The 24576-nt window shown below is 51.7% G+C and carries 16 protein-coding genes and 1 tRNA gene; 2 read left to right on the top strand and 15 right to left on the bottom strand.

The window, feature by feature from the left end:
* Together Q0Y46_RS10915 and Q0Y46_RS10910 are read right to left on the bottom strand one after the other, a co-directional pair.
* Positions 1-3107 (bottom strand): carbohydrate binding domain-containing protein (locus Q0Y46_RS10915; RefSeq protein ID WP_297947343.1); only part of this gene is annotated, 3107 nt, incomplete at its 3' end.
* A gap of 104 nt (positions 3108-3211) precedes the next feature.
* Entirely contained in the window at positions 3212-3922 is a 711-nt protein-coding gene (locus Q0Y46_RS10910; RefSeq protein WP_295679458.1) for a thioredoxin domain-containing protein, read from the bottom strand.
* A 290-nt stretch (positions 3923-4212) separates the two neighbouring features.
* On the opposite strand from Q0Y46_RS10910, the gene Q0Y46_RS10905 reads away from it, so the two are divergent.
* Positions 4213-5514 (top strand): hypothetical protein, encoded by a 1302-nt coding sequence (locus Q0Y46_RS10905; protein ID WP_297947341.1) that lies wholly within the window; start codon positions 4213-4215, stop codon positions 5512-5514.
* A 26-nt stretch (positions 5515-5540) separates the two neighbouring features.
* Entirely contained in the window at positions 5541-6218 is a 678-nt protein-coding gene (ung, locus tag Q0Y46_RS10900; RefSeq protein WP_295679463.1) for a uracil-DNA glycosylase, read from the top strand.
* Between the two features lie 63 nt (positions 6219-6281).
* Here the strand turns inward: ung and Q0Y46_RS10895 are convergent, their stop codons facing one another.
* The 13 genes from Q0Y46_RS10895 to Q0Y46_RS10835 all read right to left on the bottom strand — a co-directional run bounded on the left by Q0Y46_RS10895 (position 6282) and on the right by Q0Y46_RS10835 (position 24556).
* A complete protein-coding gene (locus tag Q0Y46_RS10895) occupies positions 6282-6695 on the bottom strand; it encodes a hypothetical protein (protein ID WP_295679465.1) in 414 nt (137 codons plus the stop codon).
* Complete coding sequence (locus Q0Y46_RS10890) at positions 6695-7933, bottom strand: hypothetical protein (RefSeq protein ID WP_297947339.1); 1239 nt, start codon at positions 7931-7933, stop codon at positions 6695-6697. The genes Q0Y46_RS10895 and Q0Y46_RS10890 overlap by 1 nt, the downstream gene beginning before the upstream one ends.
* 41 nt (positions 7934-7974) lie before the next feature.
* Positions 7975-9393 carry an MBOAT family O-acyltransferase gene (locus tag Q0Y46_RS10885; protein WP_297947337.1) on the bottom strand — a complete coding sequence of 473 codons (1419 nt, stop codon included), beginning with the start codon at positions 9391-9393 and terminating at the stop codon, positions 7975-7977.
* A gap of 99 nt (positions 9394-9492) precedes the next feature.
* Complete coding sequence (locus Q0Y46_RS10880) at positions 9493-9894, bottom strand: hypothetical protein (RefSeq protein ID WP_297947335.1); 402 nt, start codon at positions 9892-9894, stop codon at positions 9493-9495.
* A 73-nt stretch (positions 9895-9967) separates the two neighbouring features.
* Positions 9968-11452 carry a fibro-slime domain-containing protein gene (locus Q0Y46_RS10875; protein WP_297947333.1) on the bottom strand — a complete coding sequence of 495 codons (1485 nt, stop codon included), beginning with the start codon at positions 11450-11452 and terminating at the stop codon, positions 9968-9970.
* Positions 11453-11480: 28 nt separating this feature from the next.
* A complete protein-coding gene (locus Q0Y46_RS10870; RefSeq protein ID WP_297947331.1) occupies positions 11481-12578 on the bottom strand; it encodes an FISUMP domain-containing protein in 1098 nt (365 codons plus the stop codon).
* 127 nt (positions 12579-12705) lie between these two features.
* Positions 12706-12778: transfer RNA gene (locus Q0Y46_RS10865), tRNA-Asn, on the bottom strand.
* Positions 12779-12916: 138 nt separating this feature from the next.
* Positions 12917-13744, bottom strand: coding sequence for a deoxyribonuclease IV (locus tag Q0Y46_RS10860; protein WP_297947329.1), 828 nt, complete (start codon positions 13742-13744; stop codon positions 12917-12919).
* 11 nt (positions 13745-13755) lie between these two features.
* Complete coding sequence (locus Q0Y46_RS10855) at positions 13756-18807, bottom strand: hypothetical protein (protein ID WP_297947327.1); 5052 nt, start codon at positions 18805-18807, stop codon at positions 13756-13758.
* Positions 18808-18874: 67 nt separating this feature from the next.
* Positions 18875-22243, bottom strand: a complete 3369-nt coding sequence (locus Q0Y46_RS10850) for a right-handed parallel beta-helix repeat-containing protein (protein ID WP_297947325.1) — start codon at positions 22241-22243, stop codon at positions 18875-18877.
* Complete coding sequence (locus Q0Y46_RS10845; RefSeq protein WP_297947323.1) at positions 22244-23821, bottom strand: FecR family protein; 1578 nt, start codon at positions 23819-23821, stop codon at positions 22244-22246.
* Positions 23822-23958: 137 nt separating this feature from the next.
* Positions 23959-24285 carry a stress response translation initiation inhibitor YciH gene (locus Q0Y46_RS10840; protein WP_295679487.1) on the bottom strand — a complete coding sequence of 109 codons (327 nt, stop codon included), beginning with the start codon at positions 24283-24285 and terminating at the stop codon, positions 23959-23961.
* Between the two features lie 49 nt (positions 24286-24334).
* Positions 24335-24556, bottom strand: a complete 222-nt coding sequence (locus Q0Y46_RS10835) for a hypothetical protein (RefSeq protein WP_295679489.1) — start codon at positions 24554-24556, stop codon at positions 24335-24337.
* Positions 24557-24576: the final 20 nt, after the last annotated feature.

The raw sequence follows: 24576 nt of genomic DNA, 5'->3' as shown, positions 1-24576 counted from the left end.
GAGATATCGACAGTCTTAGCCTTCTTGGACGGGTCGTTGGCCCAGCCTTCCTTCAGCTTTTCGGAGGTCTTGTCCAGAGTCTGGACCTTGGCCTTACCCTTGAAGCCGTCGATGTCGAGCTTGATGTCGAAGTCGCTGTAGGGGCTCTTGTTCACGAGCAACAGCTGCTTCTTCTTGCCCTTCACGGTGTAGTAGGCCGTGAGGAGAGCATCTTCGTCACCGGTAATCGTCGTCTTCATGAGCTTGCCGCGGAGAGCGTCGGAAGCCATCTGGAAGGCCCAGTAGCTCGGACGCGGGCAGTTCATGCAGTTTTCACCGGAACGGGTCAGGTAACCATAGTCACCGCCTTCCGGAGTGATGTCGTTATGGATATCCCAGTACTGGGCGTTGTCCACGTTTTCGGTGGCGAGCATACCGAGGTAGTCGGCGACGAACAAGCCGTTCTCGACAGAGAGAGTCTGCGGGCCCGGGTTGAAGTCGACAGAGTTCCATTCGGTGAGCCAGAGTTCGATCTTCTTGTCCTTCTTGTAGTGGGCAGTCCACTTGTCCACGACCTTGTGCAGGCGTTCGTAGATAGCGGTGAGAGTCTGCGGAGCAGAGAGGAGCGCGAAGTCGTTTTCTTCGCCGAAGTGCTGCGGATAGTGGTGGACGATAAGACCGTCAGCGATGTCACCGGTTTCCTTGAGCACCTTTTCGTTCCAGTCGCCTTCGAGAACGCCGAGCACAGCCACCTTGATGGTCGGGTCGACTTTCTTCATGGCTTCGATGAACTTGCGGGCGCGCTTACCGTAGATAGTACCGCCGTCCTTACCATACTTTTCGTAGTACGGGTGCCAGTTACCATAGACTTCGTTACCGATTTCCCAGTAGAGGATGCCGGCCTTCTTGTCGATGTTGGTGTGCTTCACCCAAGCGGCAGCTTCCTGTTCGGTGCCGGAACCGAAGTTCACGGTGAACATGGCGTTGGAGCCGGTCTTCTTCAACCATTCGAGGAATTCGTCGGTGTCGACCATCCAGTCGTGGTTGTCGAGAATTTCCTTCCAGTGGTCGTCATCAGCACGGAGACCACCCGGATAACGGACGATACCGTGGTTGATGCGCTTCACGAAGTCGCGAGTCTGGACCTTGAAGTTCTTGTTGTCGAGCATGTCGCCATCCCAGAGGGCGGCGTTGATACCGAACAGGCCACCGGAGATTTCCTGGTTGAGCACGTCGTTAGAACCCTTGATGGCCACCTTGATGACGGCCGGACGTTCCTTGGCCTTGACTTCGCGCTGGTTGGTGAGTCTGATGTTGTCAATCTTGAAGCCACCGGCAGTACCTTCGCCACTCGGCTTGAAGTCGAGAGCAACGACACCCTTCAGGTCGAAGATGCCGTTTTCGACAGCGTTAGGCGGCTGGTAGTACGGGAACTTGCCGAAGGTGCGGAACGGCACGAGCAGAGTGGTCTTGCCCTTCGGAGCACCGACGTTGGAAACGAAGATTTCGTTGCCGGCATCCTGCACCTGCACGGTGATGGACTGCCAAGCCTTTTCGGAGTACACGTCGAACATGATGCCCCAGTGCTTGGTCCAGTCGCGGTCAGCAGCCGGACGGCCGCGCTTGTTCATGTCGAGCACGACGTCGACCCAGTCGGCGAGGAGGTAGTGTTCGATGTTCAAGCAGTTGCTCTTGAATTCGGGGCAGTTTTCGATCTTGAACTTGAGCTGGGACTTGGGACCGAATGCCGGTTCCCAGGTCTCGCTGCCGTACTTGCCTTCGAAGTCAGAAATCACGAGATCCTTAGCCGTAGACTTGAAGCTATCCCACTTGAGGTCCGGGTCAACCCAGTCGATGTTCTCGGTGAAGGTAATCTGGTCGACGAAGACGGTCACAGGAGCCGGCTTGCCCGGTTCACCCTGGTTTTCGCCCTTGCCCACAGAGAAGCGGATTTCCTGAATCTTGTTCCACTTCATGTCCTTGGCGACTTCGGCCTGCTTGTTAGCATCCCAAGCCTTGCCCTTATCCATGAAACGCTTCAGAGGAATCTTGACGAGCTGCCAATCCTTGCTGACCTTGGCCCAGTCGTTGAGGCCGACCTTGGTCTGGCTCTTCACGTCGTTGCCCTGGTTGTCGAGGATACCCACGTACAGCTTTTCGCCGCCGAGCTTACCCTTGATCCAGAAGTAGAGGCCACCCTTGTTGCGGACCTTGGAGAGGTCGATGTACTTGCCTTCGCCCAGCGAGTAGGTCACACCGGACCAGTCGTTGTTGTCGATGTACATGGCGAGCACATTCTTGTTGCCCTGGGTCTTGGACTGAGCTTCGCGCTGGGCAGTGAGACCACCGTAGCTGTAGCTGAAGCCCTTGAGGCCGTCGGAGTAGAACGTAGCGAGCGTCTTGGCCTTGCCGTCGAGCTTTTCGGGGTTCTTCGGGCCGTCGATGACGTCGTTGTTTTCGTCCCAGTAGATCATCTTCTTCTTCGGCGGGGCCTTCTTGTTGCCCTTCACGATTTCGATGTTGTCTACCCAGATTTCAAATTCGGAGGCACCGCTCTTGTCGATGGAGAAGCGGATTTCCGCAATCTTGTCCCAGTCGATGCGGGCCGGGAATTCAGACTTGCGGGTGTTGTCCCAGTAGAGGCCGCGGTCCGGGAAGTCCACGAGAGGGATGGAAACCTTCTTCCAGTCCTTCGTCACAGCACCACCCTGAATGTACTTGTTCATCGGGAGCACGACCTGCGTCTTCTTGCCGTCGCTGACTTCTTCGTCGAGGAGGCCAATCTTGACGTTTTCGCCGCCGTTCTTGCCCTTGATCATGAACTCGACCTTGGAATCGAGCATGAACTTATTCAGGTCGAAGAATTCGTTGTACAAGCAGATGGAGGCACCGGAGTATTCCTTCGGGTCCAGTTTGATGTTCAAGGCAGCCTTGGACTTGTAACCGCCGTCCTTGGTAATCGTGACGCCCTTGCTCGTGCCACCATAAGCATAGTCGAACCCGCCCTGACGATACTGTTCGTCAAAGAACTTGTAAACGACCGTCTTCGGCTGCTTCGGCTGCGCCATTACGGCCACGGCCATGCCCATTGCGGCAATCGCGGCGACCTTCATAGTTTGCTTCATCATGATTAGCATCCTTTGGTTTGTGTTTTAAAATCTTTCAAGAATATAATTTTCTCAAATCAAAAAACTGCAACCGACGGAACATCCGCCGGTTACAGTTGTAAACGTTACTTGGCTTCCTTCAGGAGCTTTTCGACCAGTTCCGGAGAGAAGCGGTCCTGGCGCTTGCCGTTGATGTAGAAATTCGGGGTCCCCTGAACGCCGACCTTGACACCCAGTTGGAAGTCCTTGTCGATGCGGGCCATCATAGCAGAGTCGAGAACCATGTCCTTCTTGAACTTTTCGATATCGAGGCCAACTTCCTTAGCCACGGCGACATACATAGAATCGCTGAGTTCGCGGCTGTGCGGAGCGAGCGCATAGCGGAATTCCCAGAACTTGCCCTGCTTGTGGGCGGCGATGGAGGCTGCGGCAGCGGCCTGGGCGTTAGCATGGAAGCTGAGCGGGAAGTGCTTGTAGACGAACTTGATTTTGTCCGGGTACTTCTGGTTGAGTTCCTTCATCGTAGGAGCGATACGAGAGCAGTACGGGCACTGGAATTCGGTGAACTCGACGATGGTGAGCTTCGGATCCTTGGTGTTGCCAAAAACCGGGCTGTCTTCGTCCGGGATGTCCCAGACCTTGTTATCGGCTTCCATCTCGGCGCGGGCCTGTTCGAGAGAAATGCCACGCTTGTCGAGAGCGTACTTGATGATTTCGAATTCTTCCTTGACAATCTTGAAATCCTTTTCAAGGCTGTCCAGGCGAGCCTGCTGGTTGAACGACCCGCCGGCAGAAGCCTGGTTGCATCCGACCAAACCGACAACGAGAAATGCCATAGCGACAATAGAGAAGTGTTTCATATTTTTCCTTTATTAATGAAAATAGGTCAGACCGGACATGCCGGCCCAAAGTCTGCAACGAAATATATTAAATGTTCGGTGTCAAAAAAAAGAATTACTTGCATAAAGTAAAAAGTGGCCACGTTCATGTTTCGGAATTTTTACACTAAGTCCAAACTATCTAATAGTAGCGACGGCATCCGCTCATTCATCCTACTTCGTACCTGTTTTTTGCATGCGCCTTGCTAGCGCCGCAACAGGTTAAAAAGCTAAATTGCTTTTGCATCATGCTAAAGGAATTGCTGACATCGACTGCCGTGCAGGAGTTCATCCAAGGCGCCCTTGCGAAAAAAATGGACAAGTTGCAGGTATCAAGCGCACTCGCCAAAAAGTACAGTTTCGACGAGCGCGCCGCCATCATGGACTACATGGCGCTCGTGCCCAAATTCCGCGAAAAGTTCGGGGCAAGCAAAGCGTTCCTCCTGTGCGACAAGCTCGCCCTGGAACAGAGCACCGCCCAGGACATCGGCCGCTACAAGGCGACTCTCTGGCCAAACGGCGAGGAGGCCAGAGGAAAAAGCGTACACGACCTATGCTGCGGCATGGGCGGGGACAGCTTTTTCCTGCCGCGCGAACTCAAGGTCACCGGAGTAGACCTGGACGAAGACCGCATCACCATGTACAGCCATAACGCATGCGTGATGCGCGGCGACGGCGAAGCCGTCCTGGCCGATGTCAAGGAAGCCTTTGCCAAATCCCCCGCCGACTACTTCACCATCGACCCGGCCCGGCGCACGGACGAGGGCGACAACCAGCGCGACCTGAACAACCTCTCGCCCACCTTTGCCGAAGTCCTCGACATCGCGAAGCACTACAAGGGCGGCATGGCGAAACTCCCGCCCGGCTACCCCGTTGGCGAAATTCCCCACGACACCGAAATTCTCTACATCGGCAAGCATTCCGACTGTCGCGAATGCCTCGTCCTCTTCGGCGAACTCGCCCGTGCCCCGGGCACCGTCCGCGCCGTCATCGTCGACAAAGAGGGCAATGCCATCGCCCAATGGGAAGCCCCCCGCGATGCTGCACGCGAGACCCGCGACGAAGCTGAACAGCGCCATTTCGACGAAAACCTGCAAATGGAAGGTCGCGACAGAGTCTACCGCACCGCAAGCAGCCAGTCGGACCTCCCTCTCGGCGAACTATCCAAGTACATCTCGGAACCCGCCGCGGTCCTCGTGCGCAGCCGCCTTTTCGGAATCGCGGCGCTGGCCCACGACCCCGTAGCCCACCTCATCTCCGAAGGCATCGCCTACGTATCTAGCGATACGCCCCTCCCCTCGCCCGGATTTTCCTGCTACGAAGTCGTCGACCGCACCGACATTTCCACCAGCGCCGTCCGCAACATGCTCAGGGCGCACAATGTAGGCCGCCTCACGATAAAGCTCCGCGGAGTCAAACTCGACCCCGACGCCGAAATCGCACGGCTCAAACCCAAGGGCAAAGAATCCGCCATACTCTTCTACACCCGCGCCTACGGTGAAAAAATCGCAATACTGGCAAGGCCCGAGCCTCCAGCCTCTAACCACTAACCACTGTTTACCAACCACTATTCCCCATGTCCGTCAAACTTGAACAATCCTGGCTCGACCTCCTGCAAGACCAATTCGAGCAACCCTACTTCAAAAAAATCAAGGAAGTCCTCCTAAAAGAAAAAGCGGAGCACCACGTTGTCTACCCTCCCGGCTCCAAAATTTTTGCAGCACTCGACTTCTGCCCTGTCGACAAGGTGAAGGCGGTCATCATCGGCCAGGACCCCTACCACAATCCAGGCCAGGCACACGGGCTCTGTTTTTCTGTCCCCGTCGGCATCGAGCCGCCGCCATCGCTTATCAACATTTTCCAGGAACTCCACGACGATCTCGGCATCACGCCCCCGCCCCATGGCAACCTAGAATGCTGGGCACAGCAAGGAGTGTTGCTCCTCAATGCGTCCCTCACCGTGCGCGCCCACATGGCGGCAAGCCATGCAGGCATCGGCTGGCAGCAATTCACCGACACCATCATCCAGAGGCTCTCGCAAGTCCGCGAAAACCTCGTATTCCTGCTCTGGGGCAGCTTCGCCATCAAGAAGCAATCCCTGATAGCGCCCGGCCGCGGCCACCTCATCCTCACGGCCCCGCACCCCAGCCCGCTATCGGCATACCGTGGGTTCTTCGGCTGCAGGCACTTCAGCAAAGCGAACGCTTATCTGCAAAACAAGGGCCTCGAACCCATCGATTGGAGCATAAAGTAGCGGGCACGAAAAAGCCGGCGCAAACAGCACCGGCAAATATCAAACAAACTAGACAGAGACTGGCTAGCGGAACTTATATTCCAGCTTGCCCTTATCGGAAGCAGTGACACGCAGGTACATGCTGCCGCCATCAAAATCCAGCATCCGGTAATCCACGAGCGTATCGCCACTCGCGTCCGCACTTTCGGTGTACTTCACGCGAATCTTGAACTCGCCCACCCAATCGCCGGCCACGACGCGGCTGCGTTCACCCGGTAAAACAGTCTCGTCGATCCACGAAGAATAAACGCTACCATCAAGTGACACGACATCCAGCGAGAGAATGGAATAATCTTCGGTCGCGTTTTCCACCTGGAGTCGAGTCTCGGATTCGATGAACCAATGACTCAAACAACCGGTTAGCGAAAGAGACAGAGCACAAAGGATGCAAAAAGCAAACATCGGACGAACAAATGCTTTCATTACAGAACGAACCATTAGTGACCTCCATTCCCGCTACCGGACTTTTCATAGCGGATTCCGGTCGCTTCAAGAGTCTTTGGCTTGTTCCCGACCGAAGTCGAGGCATCTGAGGGATTCAAGTGAATCAGGCCATCACCCTCGGGCGGATTGTCCTTGTTTTTCTTTTCGATATTAATCGTCTCGAGCGGGGCCGAACGCGTGCCGCCACGAGCAAACAAGAAACCGTCAATCGCTGCCAGGTTGAACTGGAACTCGACAATGAACGTTCCCTTGGCATGGAAAAAGTTTTCGTATTCGTAAGAGGAATTATAGGCAAAGCGGACAAACGGGAACTCAACCGCACCACCCCAAAGGAGGTCGTCCGTACCGTCGATATTCTTGTCCCGGCGAATGCAAGTTGCCTCGAAGGCCACCATGCGCGAAGGATCCGGGTAATACTTGAGTGCTGCCGAATGGAATCCGTCGTCGGGGAAATCGTACGAGACTTCAGCATAAAGGATTTGTCCGTACAAATTCTGTTCCCAATTCACACGGTAATTGTCGGCACTGAACCGATCTGCAGAGTGATTGTACACCGTGACATCGACATTGGGCAAATAAGTCAAGATTCCGCGAGCCGAACCGCCGTAAACAAACCGTGATTCCAAGTCCAGCGACAAGCGCAAAAAACGCACGTCGGAACGGTGGAAATTTCCCTGTAAGCTGAGGTGTCCCCAACGCAAGTGTGCCCAGGAGTAAAGCAGGGAATCGTTCTCTTCGGGATAGATATCGCCGATACGCTCCACGTTGTAGTGTTGCATACCCCCTGCAAGAGTTACATCATACTTTATCTGGGTAAAAGTAAGCCCCCAGGTCGTCATGGAAGACACATGCGAGAAATCGTTATACTGCGGGAAGAGAAAGAAGTCCTCGCCATCCCAGCCAGAACGTTCGAACCACAGCAATGCACCGAGCTGAGTGTGCTTGGCAACCTCGCCACTGCCGAAACCAGCAAAATGGTGCCTGAAGGCAAAACCGTCGTGTTCACCGTAAGGGCTCTCCAAAGGAGTCTGGCTCGGAAGGGGCAAATAGTTGAAACCCACGTCCAAGAATCCACCTCGTCCACCGCGCATCACATCGCGAATTTCGCGGAGTTGCTGGTCACGCGTCTGCGAAGCACCCGCCGAAAGCGCCCCGGCAGGGATCGCATCGGCAATGGAGAAACTCGCCGCGAGCGAAAGCAGGCAAAGAGCACGTCCTAAAATTTTCCGCATCAACATGTCCATAAATTAGAAAAAAAATTTTTAGAGGCGTCCTAGAACTGGAAATAAAGGAACGGGTTGTAGCTCTGGGTAAATAGCGCAAGCGTCGCGAGCACAAAGAGCCCGAGGGCGACCACCGCCTTCCAGAATTTCACCTCGTTACACCAGTCGAAACTGCGGAACTTCCAGAACGAAAGCAGGCCCGCCACCGCCATGAACACCACACACGTCGGCGTGAAGATCTCGGCAGTCAGGATGGCATCGGCGCCACTTACCGGCATAAGCCCGAGCATCGATTTCCACATGCGCCACGCCTCGCCAATGTTATCGGCACGGAACAGCACCCAGCCAAACAGCACAATCACCTGCGTAATGAGAATCTGCACCACGCGGGGCGCCTTGTAGTAGAGCGCGTTCTTGTTGTTTGCACGTTCCAGAATCATGAAGAAGGCATGGTACAGGCCCCAGCAAACGAACGTCCAGTTCGCGCCGTGCCACACGCCGCTCAAGAACATGACCATGAACAAATTAAAGTACAGGCGTTTCTTGCCCACACGGTTTCCGCCGAGCGCAATGTAGAGGTAATCACGGAACCAGCTCGTGAGAGAAATATGCCAGCGCTTCCAGAATTCGGTAATGCTCCCCGAACGGTACGGGCCGTTGAAGTTGCGCGGGAAATGGAACCCGAGCATCAGGCCAAGGCCAATCGCCATGTTGCTGTACGCCGAGAAGTCGAAGTAAATCTGGAACATGTAGGCAAGGCTACCCCACCAGCAGTTCAACACGCCGGGGGCGTCTGCCGCAAACACGCGGTCGGCGATGATGCCCACCTGGTTCGCAAGGAAAATCTTTTCGGCAAAGCCGAAACTGAAGAACATGATGCCGCGCACGAAGTTCTCGAGCGTATGCGTGCGGGTTGCGAGTTCCTCGGCCACCGTATTGTAGCGCACAATCGGGCCCGCGACAAGTTGCGGGAAAAGCGCTACGTAGCAGGCGAACGTCACGAAGTCCTTGACCGGAGGAGCCGTACCGCGCCACACGTCAATCGCATAGCTCATGGACTGGAACGTATAGAACGAGATGCCCACCGGCAAGAGCACCGTCATCACCGAGAACGGTTCGCAACCGAGCTTCGCTACCACATCGTTGATGACACCCATGCCGAACATGTAGTACTTGAAGAACCCGAGCGCACCGAGGTTCACGACAATCGCCGCGAGGAGCGCCAGGTTACGCTGCCGCTTGCTCGCCCCCGGAGCCGAGATGAACCGCCCGCTCACGTACACCACGAGCGTCGAGCCGAACATCAGGAACACGAGCCACGGTTCGAGCCAGCCGTAAAAAATGTAACTGAAAACAGTGATGAAGAAGTTCAAGCCGGAATGCTTGACCCCGGCACGGAACAGCACAAAATAGCCAACCAAGAACGTCGGCAAAAAGTAGAACAGGAATATCTGGGAAGAAAAAACCATAAGCTAGTGGTTGGTGATTAGTGGTTGGTGGTTAGGATTTATAATCGCGGCGAAGCCGCCCTATTTACTAACCACTGTTTACTAACCACTGTTTACCGATTACTCGTTCACCTCTATGGCCAGATAGCGCGGGGATTCGTCGTCAAAGTATTCGTCTTCGACGGCTCCGTCCCAGTTTCCCTCGAGCGGCACAATCTTGAGCGTGTGCTTGGCCTTCGCCTTGAACTCGCCCACGTTGCCCTTGCTCTTGTCGGCCATCTTGTCTTTGACCTTGCCGCGTGCAATGAGCGGGTTGTAAACGCCCACCAGCACTTCCTTGGCATCGAGCTTGCCAGAGACGACCTTCAACACCTTGTACTTGAACACGTACACGTAGCTGTACAAGTCGTTGCTCGGCATCTTGCCCGGGATTTCGGTCAGGCGGCCTTCGATAGTGACTGGATCAGCCGCCAGCGCGAACGCGGCCGCTGCGAGAATAGCGATAAAAATTTTCTTGAGCATATCCGAAATATAAAAATTTCCTATCAAAAAAAAGAGACCCACCACGAAGGCAGGTCTCTGTTGTATGAACTTTCTAGAAACTCATGTAGAGCGTTGAATTGCTGGAATGCCGATTTGCATAGAAAACATGCAAATGGTGCCAAGTACCGTCTTTCCAGGATCCATCATTTTCAATTTTCCCTCTACAGTAAGCCTGCAAGGGGTCGTCCGAATGGCATCCATGACTGTTCACTGCGAGCCGATCCAATTCAACCCAACCTTTCTTGGGCGACGAGGTGCCGCCCAAATCCAGCACCATAACGCCATCGACAAAAACCCACATATCGTCCAGCGAAGTAAACTCGAACATCTTGCCGGCACCCTTCTTATACTTGAACGGAGCATACCCCATCATAGTAAAGCCGGAATTGCGGAGATTAACTAACCCAGCCCGAGCATCTCTCATGGCAGCAGTCAAAGCCGCATCTTCAACTCTCGGCCCACCTGCATTCAACCATGCCGAGCAAAGATTATTTGTTTGCGACCCAAACCGATCCGTTTGAGTTGACGCATATATATAATTGTAAGGCGGACAATAAATCGTCAAACTTTGCGGACCAAATTGGTTTTCGAACTTAGTATTTATAGACTTCCATTTGCCATCATCTTCAACGGAATCTAGAGGATAGAACCCACCATTATTCCAGTCATACCAAAGTCCCGTCTCTGACTCTTTTTGCTTGAGTTCGAGCGTTCCTTCGGAAGTTTTATTCATTGAGTTGTCTGTAAACCACAATTCAAAATACATGTTGTCACATGCGTCGCGCGCCTTCGTAATGACCGGTTCGAGCATGTTCAACTTGCCATCTTCACCATTCTTGAAAGTAAGTTTCTGTTCGACCATGCCCGGCGTAATATACACCTTTTCGGCCCAAATATAAGCGCCACATTCTTTATCACACCTACGGGTTACTGTAGAATCATCCCACGTTTCCGTCGCATCGGTACAAAGTTCGTGAGCATAACCGCGAACAGTTCTGTTACCGCCATTGCATGCCCCAAATTCTCCATACCAAACGTACGAAGCATCAAGATTTTCATTTATGTAATCGGGCGTAGCCAAAGATACTCCCGTGGCACTTGTACGGTCATGAGGAGCCCCCTGAGTCCCGACAGCTATACCATACTTAGGCGTCTGGGCATTTCCGCAGCCATAAGTATCGTAACCATTAGGAATTTCACGGCGGGCCTTCCAATCCTCATTGTCGACATAACCGGGATAAAGCCAAGTTTTCCATGTGTCAACGGAGGGGGTTTCAGGATATTTTTCGCGATTGATTTTACTACTGACCTGGCTTTCGTAAGCTTCCGACTGGAAGTTATCAAAATCAGGGAATCCTGTAGAGAAATCGCGGATAACGACTTCCAGAGCCTTGATATCTTCGCTCTGGGTCGGATCCGGATCAATCGATGCAAGTTCTTCATCAATGACAATCGGCTTAGAAGTGTGCGAAGAATCGCAACCAACGAAAGCCATAGTCAGCATGCCGACCGCACAAAAAAAGATGAATTTGTCCATATTTAACCCCACAATTAAAAAATAGTAACTAATCCATCAGGCAGCGGACAGCCATGCCCCAATCCTTACTATAAGTTTCCTTGTAAGGATACAAGTCAGAGCGGTCATTCAGCAGACAGCGATATTCATATTCGTCCGATGTCCAGTACACGCCGTGATCTCCTCTGCAAATATAGACGCTTCCGAAATAATGACTGGCAAGACCGGAGAATCCGAATTCGTCATTTCCCTTTTCTCTGGTCCACGAATTAATGGATTTCAAGGCATTTCCATTGCCGATGTCGCTTTTTTTCAAGGCGCTGACGATTGTATCCAGGGTATTCCATTCCTCGCTGCTCGGCAAATGCCATCCTTCAGGGCAAATATGCAGAGCTTCCGACTGATAGTAGAGACGTCCATATTTTGAGCAAGCGTTATAGCATTGACTAGAATCAGTCATGTAATTTAAATTTTGAGCAAGCCAAATCTGCGAACCGATTGCTATGGTACGATAAACCTGACTATCACGGACATCAAGGAACTGGCCGTACACGCCGGAATCGAGCATATTCTGGTTCAGGAGCGCCGTTGTCACGCAATCGTACACCTCGCAATCATATTCCACAGACAGGTCAATATTCGGTTCACGTGGCAGCAACAACGAATCAAGTATCGACGAGCTAGATTCCTCGGAAGAGCTGGATTCCTCGGAGGAACTGGATTCATCGGAAGAACTAGATTTATCGGAAGAAGATTCCGGCTTCGACGAACTGGATGACTTGGCAGAAGACGAGGACTTTTGCTTCGAGGAACTAGACGACTTGGCAGAAGACGAAGAAGACTTCTTGCTCGACGAACTCGATACCTTTTTAGAAGAGGACGAAGACTCCGGATCCGCATCCAGTTTCAGCCAATCTTCACCTTGACAAAGGCGGTACGATTCATCCTTCAGAATAAAAACAACTTCACCATTACGCTTTTTATTGCATTCGCCCAAATCGTAAATGGTTTTGACAGAATCAATAGCTTCGGCATCGTCGGAGCCACGCCCTGAGTCAAGTTCAGACGTCGTAACTTCGACATCACCACAAGCACTCAGGAGAAAAAAGAGGCCAAACAAAATACTCAACAAAGCAGACTTATACATTGGATTTTTCCTCCACGTCATTGTAATTTTTTTATTTGCGAAATATAAAAAAACGACAAGAAAATCCAATAACAAATTAAGCTACAGAATAAACAAAGAACCCCGCTCTTTCGAACGGGGTCCTAAGCTGCTTCACTTGGACTCGAACCAAGGACAACGCGATTAACAGTCGCGGGCTCTACCAACTGAGCTATGAAGCATCGTCTGTTAGACGCCCCCAAATATAGATAAAGAAAAAACTTTGTCAAGGGGAATTTTGAAAATTTTTGAAAAAAAACGCTTTTTTTTGAATATATGCGGGAAGGGCCCCTCCCCTTCCCTGGTCGACGCAGGCAAAACTACTTTGCATGCTTACGCATAAGCGCAATTTCGGCGGCGTAGCCGGGGAGTTCGTTCGGAGTTTCCAGGTAGAAAGGCAAATCGCGAAGTGCCGGATGGTTCACAATACGAACAAGCGCTTCCAGCCCAATAAAACCCGCACCGATAACTTCGTGGCGATCCTTGTGGCTTGCAAGCGGATTCTTGCTATCGTTCAAATGGATGGCGCGCAACCGTTTCAACCCGATAATTTTGTCGAACTGTTCCAGCACCCAGTCGAGGTGGTTCACGATGTCGTAACCGCCGTCGTGTACATGGCAGGTATCGAGGCACACTCCGATTTTATCCGCCAGTTCCACGCGGTCGATAATCGCACGCAGTTCCTCGAACGTGCGCCCGATCTCGCTCCCCTTCCCCGCCATGGTCTCGAGGAGCACGACCGTCTTCAATTCCGGGTGCAAAATGGCGTTCAGGTGGTCGACAATCAGTTCGATTCCGCGCTCGACGCCCTGCTTCACATGGCTCCCCGGATGGAAGTTATACATTGCCCCCGGGAAATGGTCCATACGCCACAGGTCGTCCTTCATCACATCGCGGGCATAGTCGCGAAGTCCTGGATCGGCAGCACACGGGTTGAGCGTGTAAGGAGCATGCGCAAGTGCTGGCCCGAAACCGTTTGACTGCATCAAATCCACAAGCGCCAAGGCATCGGCCTTGTCAAAAGGCTTCGCCGCTCCGCCGCGCGGGTTACGGGTAAAAAACTGGAATACGTTTGCGCCAATAGAAAGGGCATCCTTGCCCATCGCAAGGAAGCCCTTCATAGAAGATAGATGACAACCGATGTACATTCGGCCCTTGATTAGAGGGACAGACGAGCCACACGGGACTCGCGGTCCACGCGGACCTGCAAAACATACACGCCGCTGCGAGCCGGGGCGGCCAAGCGGAAGTCGTTCGTGCCGGAACGGGCATTCCCGTAGACCGTCGAGACCACGTTGCCGTTCACGTCGAGGAGGCGCACAGAGGCCTTCTGGCCGGCCATTCCGGCCGACACGTCAAACTGCACGGCAATCCCGCCAGCAACCACATCGTAATGCACATTGCCAATTCCCTTGGCTGCGGCAATCTTCTTGCCCGCCGGAACGACCTTCAATTCGGCCGTCTTGGAACCCGAGACATTCACGTCCATCGAGGAATTGTCGTTCCATTCGTAAGTCTTTCCATCCATGACGAGAGAGACTTCGTAGCCCATGGCCCGAACTTCGTCCAGGCCTTCGAGAGCAAGGTTCACCTTCCCGCTCTTGGAGGCGTTCAGCTGGACCTTCCAGGTGTATTCTTCACTGGAGGCCTTGGCCAAGATGCGCTTGGCGAGCATGGCATTGTCTTCACCCACGAACGACACGCCAACAGCACTTTCCATACCGGCAGGCGGTTCGGCAATCGCGATGTTCTTGGAGCCCACGCCGAGTACGTTCCAGGAATCGGCAGCGCCGTCTTCCGTAGTAGCAACAAGCATCATACTCCAGGAATCCTTCGTTGCACTCTTGAGGAGCGAAGACTTCTTGGCCGCGGAGTTTGCCTTGACCGCCGGGAACACCGGCTTCGAACTAATGCTGATCGTGCTCTTGCGATCCACCTGGATCCAGAACGCTTCGTTCGCCAACAAGGTATCGATAATATCATACCTTGCGGTGATGTTATTCCAGTGCCAAATCGGGGATGTTTCGTCTTCCGGAGACTTGAATCCATCCACAGAACCGACATACAGGTTCCAGGAGTACGGGTTAGCAAGCATATTCCAACCACTGAACGACTTCTCGACAGTCCAGCTCAGGGAATCGGATTCGGCCTTCTTCAGCGGCAAATCCAGGCTGAATTCCACGTTGGATTCGGTACGGACCCAGTAACCAACCGTCTCGACGGCCTTGGCATTCTTGGGCAAAGCTTCGTACTGCCAGTAGTCGCCAATCGCGTTCGACTCGTTCCAAGAATAAATCGTCGGCTTGGCGTTCTTCAGAACGTTCTTCGGCCAAGAACCGTAAGCCACCATGTTCCACACGCGGCCGCGGATTTCGATATCGGCAGAGAATTCCTGCTTGACAGACTTGCTCTTCTTCGAAGAAGCCTTGATCTTGAAGGTGTACTCACCCGGATCGAGCGGATAAATCATGAACTCACGAGTCTTGCGGCTAAATGCGAACGCAGAGTCCTTCACGATTCCATCTGCACCCGAGACAATCACATGCGGATTCAGGAGCGAATCGCAGAATTTCGGAGCATCCATCTTGAAGGAGAACAACGCTGCGGTACCCGACTTGATCACACTGGCATCGGAAATCGAGACACTGTCAGCACATTCGTCGGAATGGTCGACAACAGGCGGAAGATCAGGAACAATATCTTCCGGCGGCTCTATAGGCACAATCACCGAGGTTCCAGTCGAATCAACAGTCACGATAGAGGGCTTTCCTGTAGAATCCACAACAATCACGGAATCCGGCCCTGTCGGCACATGATATATGCGTCCCATCCGATAAATCATCAGTTGGTCACCGTCCGAGAGAAGCGTGGACAAATCAAGATCTTCTCCATACAGATATTCAGAACGGAGCACTTCACCACCGGTCTTGCTGATGACAAAGGAGAACGAAGAAGAATCTCCATCCAAGACATCGATAATTGCGAACTTGTCAACCTTCGGCAATAGCGCAGAATTTCCACCCTTTATTGTAACAGCACCAATCCTCTCGTGCCCGGCCGAAGTATAGCGAGCCAACACGCCCGAGGTATTTGAGAACACCACAGTCGTTTCGAATCTCTGAGATTCCAGAGATTTCCAGAGATTCTCTTCCTCAAGAGTAAGCGAAGCATTATTCGTTTTCTTGAACATAAGTGCGCTTATGGCGTCAAAAGCGAATTCTAACTTCAGGTTTCCATCTTCTGGCAGATTGTGAGAGACATAATCAATGAGTTGCGCCGAAGAAGTGAACACGACATTTTTCCCAGGAACCGTCCAATAGGCGCCCTTGTAAATCGTCGACACTCCGTTAAACACGATTTCAAATACGGCATCAGGCAACTTTTCATCGTCAACCATGCTGTATTCGGAATTGTCCCAGAACCAAATGCGGTTTCCACTTTCGACAGTTGTATCCACGCCAAACGACACCTTGGGGACATCAACGACCTGCTTCTCGAATACCATGCCATCAGCAAGAACACTCCCCATTTCAGAGAGGCCCTTCCATTCCAGATCGCCACCTTGCTGCTTCCAGAATACGAGCTTTTTCGTTGTAGGATCGTAAATGGCGACATCCAAGTCATTGTCGTTGAAGCGACGACCGTCCCCCTTGAGTTCCCATTTGCCATCACTATTGGTATAAATGACGACATCAGACGCCTCGTCTCCGCTTACGTCAAAACCAGCCAAGGTCACCTTCTGGGTTGGCTTAGGATCGCTTGCAGCCAGGCTCAATTGCGGAAGTCCGCCGTTACTATTCATATCATAGAACCAAAGGGGTTCTTCCAGATTTTCGTTGAGGCTGTATGCAAATGCAGGAGAATTCATCGCCATCTTATTTGTTACATAATTTTCATTGCTAAATGCAAGAGCATTTTCAAGATTCACTTTAGTGTACGCACCAGCCGAATAAAGCGATCCAGAAGAGGCCATGCTATTCGTTTCGCACACATACACATTGCTTAGCGTGAGGTCATCAATCATACCAAACGATGCAACTGGGTAGTAATTTACACTAAGCTCAACATCATCAGGCCAACCAGGATCCACCGACGTAACCATTGCGCCATGGTAGTAGGAATTCATGATATCAACATTCCCATTCACCAAAATAAAGCCTAGCATACCCGACATGTAAGAAATGCCATCATGCTTCATGTCTTGCGCAGTGATATCCCCAGTGACAAAGGTTTTTTCGATTCGAATAGACTTTGTTCTAAGAACAGAGCCACCGATTAACCCACCCGTCATGAAGGAGCTGTAGTTTTTATTTCCTTTGAAAACAGTCGATATCAATGTTCCATTCTTGCCGACAGCACTAGAATTCAAGATAACGACTTCGGGTGCAGACTCCGCATCGTTGGTGCCATAAATTTTACCGACAAGGCCACCAACATATTGTTTTGAGGCTTTTTCTTTTGTCGATCCAGAATTGTCGCGAGTAACCGAAATCGTTCCCAAATAATCTACATCCAATTTCAATGAAGATTCTTCAGCATAACCAACAGCACCGCCTATGGACAAATCCAGTCTATCGGCAGACATGTCTGCATTTTTCATATTGTCGTCAACGAACAAATCGCTTTTGACAGAGACATCGATGAATTTCACAGGAGCTTGGATTGCAGTACCGATAACGCCACCAACAGAAGCGCCATCAATGTCCCCTTCATCTCCAGAAAGCGTCACATGGATGTCTTTTTCAAAAACACTTTCACTTGCGCGAATCGAAGCATTCACAGCAACACCCATGAGATTTCCGACGCTTGCATAGCCAGTGCCATCATACTGTATAGCTCCATCTCCATTCACTTTTACATCAGAGAACGTTAATGGCGACTCGTCAGCACTTGTATTTTTATATACGCCGATAATTCCACCAAGCCCAGGATATCCTAAGTCGCCAGACTGATAATTTATAGATCCCGAAAATTCAGATTCAATGACATTGATCTGATTTTTGTCCGAGAATGCGACATATCCAACAAGTCCACCTACAGCAGATTGGTTGATAACTGCGGAGACACTGCTCGGCTTCGTAATGACAGTCTGCTCATAATTTGACAAATCCACAGAAAAATCCACCGAGGACTGTATTTTTTCAAAATTCAATCTAGAATTCAGATTTCGGGAATTCCAATAAGCGAAAATGCCTGCAGCTCTAATCGTCGAAGCCTTCGTCATTGCAGACGTGCTAGAGTTCTGCACATTAATGTTTCCAGAAACAGAAACGCGCTCAATGTCAGCAACATTGGCCATCACATAACCAGCAACACCAGCGGCATAGGCAAATTTTTCAAAACCTTGGCCCACGAGAGAAATGTCCGCATCTATCGATGTATTGTTCACCGTAAACAATCCGGCGCTTATATCTTGTGAACCCACAAGGCCACCAAACGCAGACATCGAGATAACATCTTTAGAATTACCGGGCATCAACGATCCCGTCAAAGCAATATTAGACAATTGGCAATCATCCGCAGAAACGCTCCATTTAGCACGCCCGAAAAGACTGCCCATATTAGAGACATACATATCGAAAATCTGAAGACCATCTACAGAGACGTGAGTCACCTCAGCCGTTCTTTCGACGACACCCACAAGGAATCCCACATCATTGAACGTCGATAGTGAATTCGTGGAATCTAAAAGTCCCCTCATACCGACATTTTTCAGATTCACATTCTTGAAATAGGCATTCTTCACTGTATCAGCAAAGAAACCGACGTTACGAGGAAGCTTTCTTTCTGCTTGAGGAAGTATGAAACTGTTTTCAATATCAACACCGTCAACATAGAGAATATTACCAAGATTCGTAAAAAGCGACGTCTCCCTACCTTTCAGCACAACACCCTCAATGACATTCTTGCTTGAATTCGGGTCTCCGTAAATGTAGAGGTCACGTTTTTGCAAATCAATTTGCACGTCAATTGTAGGAAATGCCGACTGCTTAGGCATAGAAGAGACATCGGAGAAATGGAGTGTCCCGGAAATTTTGACGGCAATAACAGGGCAATCGAAAGAAGAGTGTGTTGTAATATCACTACGCAGCCTGTCCCAATCAATAACATCGTCTATAAAAAACGTGCAAGCTTTTTCTGGAATAGCATCCGTAACCGAATCTGCATACGAATAGCCCGCAGCACACAACGCAAATGGAAAAATGGCCAAAATGCGATTAAATATTGTCTTTTTCTTGTATTTATTAACGTTTTTCATCTTTCAACTCCCCATACGCCTAGAAGGCATAATTCAAAGAAAGAATACCATAGAAGTCTTTGTATTCGTCAGAGCGGCTATCCGGGCGGTAGTCGTAAACGGCACCCAAAGTCCAGTCCGTAAAGAATGTTTTCGTGAAATACACACGGAACATGACAGATCCGTCCACATCCATTTCCTCTTCGGAATAGTCCACACCCTCGTCGGTGTATTCCAGCAACTCGCGACGGAGCGACCCGGCAAGAGTCAGCTCGAGGAAGTTCTTGGAAATGCCCCAAGTAAAGTTGTCAGAAAGGAACCACTCGAAATCGGTCATGTCGTTGCGGTTGAACACCTTGTAGCGCGGCGTAAACGAAATGACGTTCGTGATGTCGCCCACCGTCGTCGTCAAGCTGGTCGGGAAGCGATGTTCCACATAGTCGCCACCATGGAAATAGTAACCGAGAAGGCCGTAAGTCTCGTCGCTAAAGTCGAATTCGTCCATGGCCTTGTCGTCGTCGAATTCAGAAAGATCGTTGCGGAACGTGAGAATCCAGCCAAGGCTCAGCACATTGTACGGCATCTTGATGTCGAAATTCACCTGGACGGACTGTTTCAGCAGTTTTTCGGTAAAGTCCGCAGCCAGGTATTCATCCTGGACATGAGAATAGTACTGAGCCCAGCGGGCAGAATCGATTTCCAGGGAATCGTTGACCTTGAGGGTCGATTTTCCTCTAGCCTTGAACCAACTGTCTTCATAGACACCCGAAGCCTTGTCGAAATCGGCATAGAGGCGAGTCGGGCGATGGTGGCTTCTGTAGTTCAACGCATAACCGAGAGTCAAGTCCACATAAGAACCGATATTGATGAGGTTCTTGGCGCTCGCATCCTGAGTGTTGATGGCGCGGTTTTCATCCATTTCGTGTTCCTCGAGCCAGCTATCCGGAGCTTCGTTGAACAAGCCCCAAGTCGTACCCTCGTTGAAACCGAAGGCGTTGTACTGGTTGCCGTTACCGGCATTTTCGACATCCACGTCATAAGTCATCGTCAATGTCCAGAAGTCGGAGAATCCCTGCTTGAAGAAAGCACCGAACTCACGGGAGTTCTGGATCTGATCCGGAGAACCGGCACTGTAGAATTCAGGACCGACAGCACGGAGGTAGGCGCTCAGTTCGGACTTATGGTATGTCCAGCGGAAATCGGCACCGAAAGCGGCATTTTTGCCGTTCCAGTCAGAAAGGCGGTCATTTTCGTAACCATTCGAGGCATACTGATTGCGAACCCTCTTCGCCTCTTCGAGCAGGCGCTTCAGTTCAGCCCTCATCTGCGAAGTCGTCATCATCGTGTTGTCGCCAAAGATGGCCACGAGTTCCTTTTCGCTCATGCGAGAGACGACACCCGGGTCCTTCATCAAGCGGTTGAGCAGGTTATAATTGGAAGTGCTCACGCCCGCATTGGAGAACACCTGGTTCACAGCGCGGATAGAACGGGCGTTCGACGTATCGGCGGCACCGATAGCGAGGTTGCCGTGGAATTCCATGTTACCCGGATAAGCAATCCAGCTACCCTCGGCAAAGGCGGTCTGCGAACTGCGGCGCGGAGTGGCAAGCAACGTATTTTCGCTCATGCCGTCGCGGAGGAACGGGTCTTCAATATAGTCCTTGCTGCCCATAAAGCCGAGAAGCCCGGAGAATTGCGGATGCATGTTCCAGCGGACCATACCGCCAGCGACCATTTCCTGGGATTCAGCCTCGCCCACCTCGACATAATCCTTGTAGATATCCGGATTTCTATCGCCTTCTTTCAGCGGGTTACGAGTTTCACCCGCAAAGCCGGTCACGACAAAGAGCGGGTCACCGGCACGGTTGTGCAAAATCTTCAAGTCATAAGAACCACCGAGCACATCAATACCTTCGAGGTAGGTGTTCCCACCGGAGAGGTATATATTACCCAAAGCCAATTTCTGGAACGGGTCCGTATAAATAGCCTGCAAGGTATGGGGATTGAAACTGTTCCAGGAATCGCTCGAGAGGTCCACAGTGAGTTCCAAGGAACTGCCCCACGGAGATTCCATCAACATGTAGGCGCTCAAATTCGTAAAGAATCCAGGCGTCTGGAAGTAGTTGACGTAGCGGTCGCCATTCTTGACCGTATCCCTCACGCCACTATAGAAATCGGCACCCGTATGATTGTGGCGGGTACGCACGAGGTGGTATCCCACATCGGAAACCACGTTACCGGACATTTTCCAGCGAGCATCGGGGTCGATATCGTCAAGGACCGGCTCGTTTGCACGATAGCCACCCGCATTGGGGTTTTTCGGTTCCTTGGGCAAGGTGGAATGCAGCTTTCTCGCATTGGAAGCGGCATCTTCTTCGTTATAGCTAATGGCATTCTTGAATTTCACCGGGAATTCGGTAGAGACGACGCCAAAATTGTTCCCCGTGATGGACGAACCCGTCTCGGTGACATTGTTGTCGCCCATGTTCAAGACAGCGACCTCGTTGGAGCCGAAGGTAGAGGTATTAAGCCGGACTTCGGCATTCGATTCGGCCACAAGGCCGACCTTGTTGCCGTTGACACGGACATTGTCCAAGCGGAGAGTCGACTTGTCGGCAGCCCAGAAACCAACGCCCAAGGCGTTCGTCATGATAGAATTCTGGAGGGTCACCTTCGCAGCGCGGGCGTAAACACCCGTTTCGAGCGGTTTGTCAATAACGGCATTCTGGACTGTAAGAGTTCCATTTTCCACCGACACGGCATTGACGGCATTGCGGATAAATACGTTCTTGAAGTCCGCCTGCATGGGGCCAGCAATGCGGATACCGCCCCAGTGGCCCATCTTGTTGAATGGGCGGAAAATCACCGGAGACTTCTCTTCACCAGCAACAGCAAGGGAGCCTCCACGAATATCGAGGATAGCTCCCGGTTTGAAAGCAATAATAACACCCGGCTGGATGACGAGGGCCTGGCCTTCGCCGACAATCAGGGAATCGCTAATGAGGTACGGGGACTTGTCTTTGCTCAAGAAGCCTGAAACAGAGCCCGAAAGCGGCGTTCCGTTCACGACAGGGAGCGTATCGCCAGAAAGAGCATCTATATCGTCAACCGGTTCTTCGTCTTTCACCTTCTTTGCCACATTTTCCGTTGCCGGAGCCGGAGCTGCCGTTTGCTTAGGGGCCGGAGCAGATGCCGCAGCGGGAGCTGGTGCCGGGGCGGGAGCTGGGGCTGGGGCCGCAACCGGAGCCGGAGCAGGTGCCGGAGCCGGAGCAGGCGCTGGCGCAGGAGCCGGAGTCGCCGCCGGGGCAGGCGCGCTAGCTTTAGACGAAGCCTGCGAGGTTTCTCCTGCAGCAAACGATAGAGGGGTGACAATGAGAACTAGCGGGAGAATTCGATATAGAAAATTCATTTAAAAGACCTCGTATACCTTCTGAGCTTTTACAATGTAACCACTCTTATGAGTGACTTCGACTTCTATTTTGTTGACTCCTTTGCGAACCAGTTCCACAGGGACCTGGTAATCCAAAGCCTGAATCTGGTTCAGAGATTCCTCCAAGATGATGCGGCTATTCTGCTTCACAACAACCTTGTAAAGAACACTCGGATCGCCACCCGGCACACGGACGGTAAACTGAACCGTCTTTACAATCTTGTCATACCCCTTCGGAGTCCCTGGCGGGTTCGACACAACTTCGCGTTTTTTGCCGAGAATCTGGACATTGAACTTCCGCGGCGGGAAACAGCCCAGCTTTTTATTCAGTTCAACCTTGTTTTTCGCCATATCCACTGCGGAGAACACGTATTCGTGAACCCCTTCGGAGAGTTTGGCGCGTTTCAAGGCGTTACGGGTCAAAGATTCGTGCGTTTTCGGAGTTCCGTCCACATCCACGGAGAATATGGCGGCATCGTCCTCGAGGCCGGAAACGGCCACATTCGCGACACAACGGAGGGAATCATAGCTACTGAAGCGGATCTGTGCGGGGCGCGTATTCACCTCGGCACAGCTCTTGTCGGCCGTATAGGAGACCGTCTCGGTAACAACCTTTTCGCCGGCAGTCAAGACAACGTCAGCAGAAGTAAGCGTCCAAAGTTTGTTTTCATCGGTAACAGGAACGCTGACAGAGAAAGTATGCGTCTTCCCGTCGGTCGATGTGGCCAGGTTCTCAGAAACATACGTTCCGGCCTTCACAACAAGGGAAGCGGTAGAAACCGCCGTACGGTAGGAACCTTCAATCTGGAGGCCACCCGAACAAACTACCGACGAAACGGAAGAAACCTTCATGGATTCTTCGTCAAGCGGCGCGTTTTCCTTGGCAGCGACCGTAGAATCGGCCACTTTGGCCGCCTCGACAATCTGGTCGATAGAAAGCGTCGAGTCTTCGGTTACCTTGGCCAAAGCCTTGGCCAGAGAGGGGCTACCGGAAGTTGCAAGTTTGAGCACAACGAGAGAATCACGACCCAAGGCCGTTTCACCGGCGCCGATCGAGAATTTCCGGCCGCTCTTCGTCGAGGTAATCTCAAGCTTACCTTCCTTCAAGCTACCGACAAAGCCCTTTTCGCCGCCGATAAAGCCCTTTGTACCGCGAATCGCAGCGGTCGCCGTACCGGTTTTGAACTCGAACGAGGACTTCTCCGAAAGCTTCTTGACATCGAAGCCGACATGGCCCTTCTTAATATCCAATTTTGTCCTGAAAACGCCATCCTTTTCGAAAAGGTCGGCAATCACCATTTCTGCATTTTCGGCAATGCTAACGACACTCCCGTCCGGCAGGCCGAAGATCACTTCGGACTCTGTCCCCGTACGCACACGGTCGGACATGTACACGCTAGCCCCGACAGAAAGGGGTTTCCATGTTTGTTGATTTTCCTTCTGGCGATTGACATCGCCTAGCTTGGAACGGACTTTACCTGCAGTGGAATCAGAAAAAGCCATTGTGGGAACCAATAGGAATCCCAAAAAGGCCACGCAAAGAGACTTTTTAAACATATATACCCCTGACTGAGTAATGAACCAATAATAGTAATCTATGTAAACTTTTGATTTAGCGTTTTTGAAAAGTAAGCTAAAACACACCTTTTGGAGAAAAAAGGCGCAGAGTATGATTTACATCAACTTTTTGGGGTCTAGCCGCCCGAAATTTTGACGGTAAAGCCGCGTTTTTCGAGTTCGGCCTTGAGGACGGCACGCTTGTCGCCCTGAATTTCGATATTGAAGTCTTTCACGGCTCCACCGACACCGCATTTCTGTTTCAGGGTGCGAGCCAAGTCCTTCAACTCGGATTCGTCCAGAGGGACACCCGAAACGATACTCGCCATTTTGCCACCGCCAAGACGCTTCAGCATGATGCGGACAATTCCATCACCTTGGGGGCGTTCGGCCTTGGGTTTTTCTTCTTTGATACGGCCAACGCCAGAGACAAAAACTAGGGAGGAGCGTTCTTCAATAGACATAGTCGTGTAAGATTAAGTTAAACAAAAAAACATAGAGAGGTGTCTTTCGTCACGATTCAGTGTGTTTTTTGTCACACTTTTGACTGGACCGCCCATTCAGGTCGGACCGACGCGAAAACACAAACCCGATGCAAACCGCCGCCAGCACATACAGACCGACAGCAGCAAGCAAAGCGAGAATCTCGGAACCGGACACCGCCTGAACCTTGATATAGAGCCATACAGACAGCGGCGCCGCGAGAATGAAGAGGATTCCGGGGAGTTGTTTCATGCAAGAGAAAATAGCAAATC

The sequence above is a fragment of the uncultured Fibrobacter sp. genome, assembly GCF_947305105.1.
Classification (GTDB): domain Bacteria; phylum Fibrobacterota; class Fibrobacteria; order Fibrobacterales; family Fibrobacteraceae; genus Fibrobacter.
The sequence above is the reverse complement of the archived record's forward strand: the minus strand, read 5'-3'. Positions and strand labels throughout refer to the sequence as shown.

Bases quoted from the DNA above. Each gene is read 5' to 3' on its own strand.
- Q0Y46_RS10910 (WP_295679458.1), bottom strand. From the start codon at position 3,922: ATGGCATTTCTCGTTGTCGGTTTGGTCGGATGCAACCAGGCTTCTGCC.
- Q0Y46_RS10905 (WP_297947341.1), top strand. From the start codon at position 4,213: ATGCTAAAGGAATTGCTGACATCGACTGCCGTGCAGGAGTTCATCCAA.
- ung (WP_295679463.1), top strand. From the start codon at position 5,541: ATGTCCGTCAAACTTGAACAATCCTGGCTCGACCTCCTGCAAGACCAA.
- Q0Y46_RS10895 (WP_295679465.1), bottom strand. From the start codon at position 6,695: ATGGTTCGTTCTGTAATGAAAGCATTTGTTCGTCCGATGTTTGCTTTT.
- Q0Y46_RS10890 (WP_297947339.1), bottom strand. From the start codon at position 7,933: ATGCGGAAAATTTTAGGACGTGCTCTTTGCCTGCTTTCGCTCGCGGCG.
- Q0Y46_RS10885 (WP_297947337.1), bottom strand. From the start codon at position 9,393: ATGGTTTTTTCTTCCCAGATATTCCTGTTCTACTTTTTGCCGACGTTC.
- Q0Y46_RS10880 (WP_297947335.1), bottom strand. From the start codon at position 9,894: ATGCTCAAGAAAATTTTTATCGCTATTCTCGCAGCGGCCGCGTTCGCG.
- Q0Y46_RS10875 (WP_297947333.1), bottom strand. From the start codon at position 11,452: ATGGACAAATTCATCTTTTTTTGTGCGGTCGGCATGCTGACTATGGCT.
- Q0Y46_RS10870 (WP_297947331.1), bottom strand. From the start codon at position 12,578: ATGTATAAGTCTGCTTTGTTGAGTATTTTGTTTGGCCTCTTTTTTCTC.
- Q0Y46_RS10860 (WP_297947329.1), bottom strand. From the start codon at position 13,744: ATGTACATCGGTTGTCATCTATCTTCTATGAAGGGCTTCCTTGCGATG.
- Q0Y46_RS10850 (WP_297947325.1), bottom strand. From the start codon at position 22,243: ATGAATTTTCTATATCGAATTCTCCCGCTAGTTCTCATTGTCACCCCT.
- Q0Y46_RS10845 (WP_297947323.1), bottom strand. From the start codon at position 23,821: ATGTTTAAAAAGTCTCTTTGCGTGGCCTTTTTGGGATTCCTATTGGTT.
- Q0Y46_RS10840 (WP_295679487.1), bottom strand. From the start codon at position 24,285: ATGTCTATTGAAGAACGCTCCTCCCTAGTTTTTGTCTCTGGCGTTGGC.
- Q0Y46_RS10835 (WP_295679489.1), bottom strand. From the start codon at position 24,556: ATGAAACAACTCCCCGGAATCCTCTTCATTCTCGCGGCGCCGCTGTCT.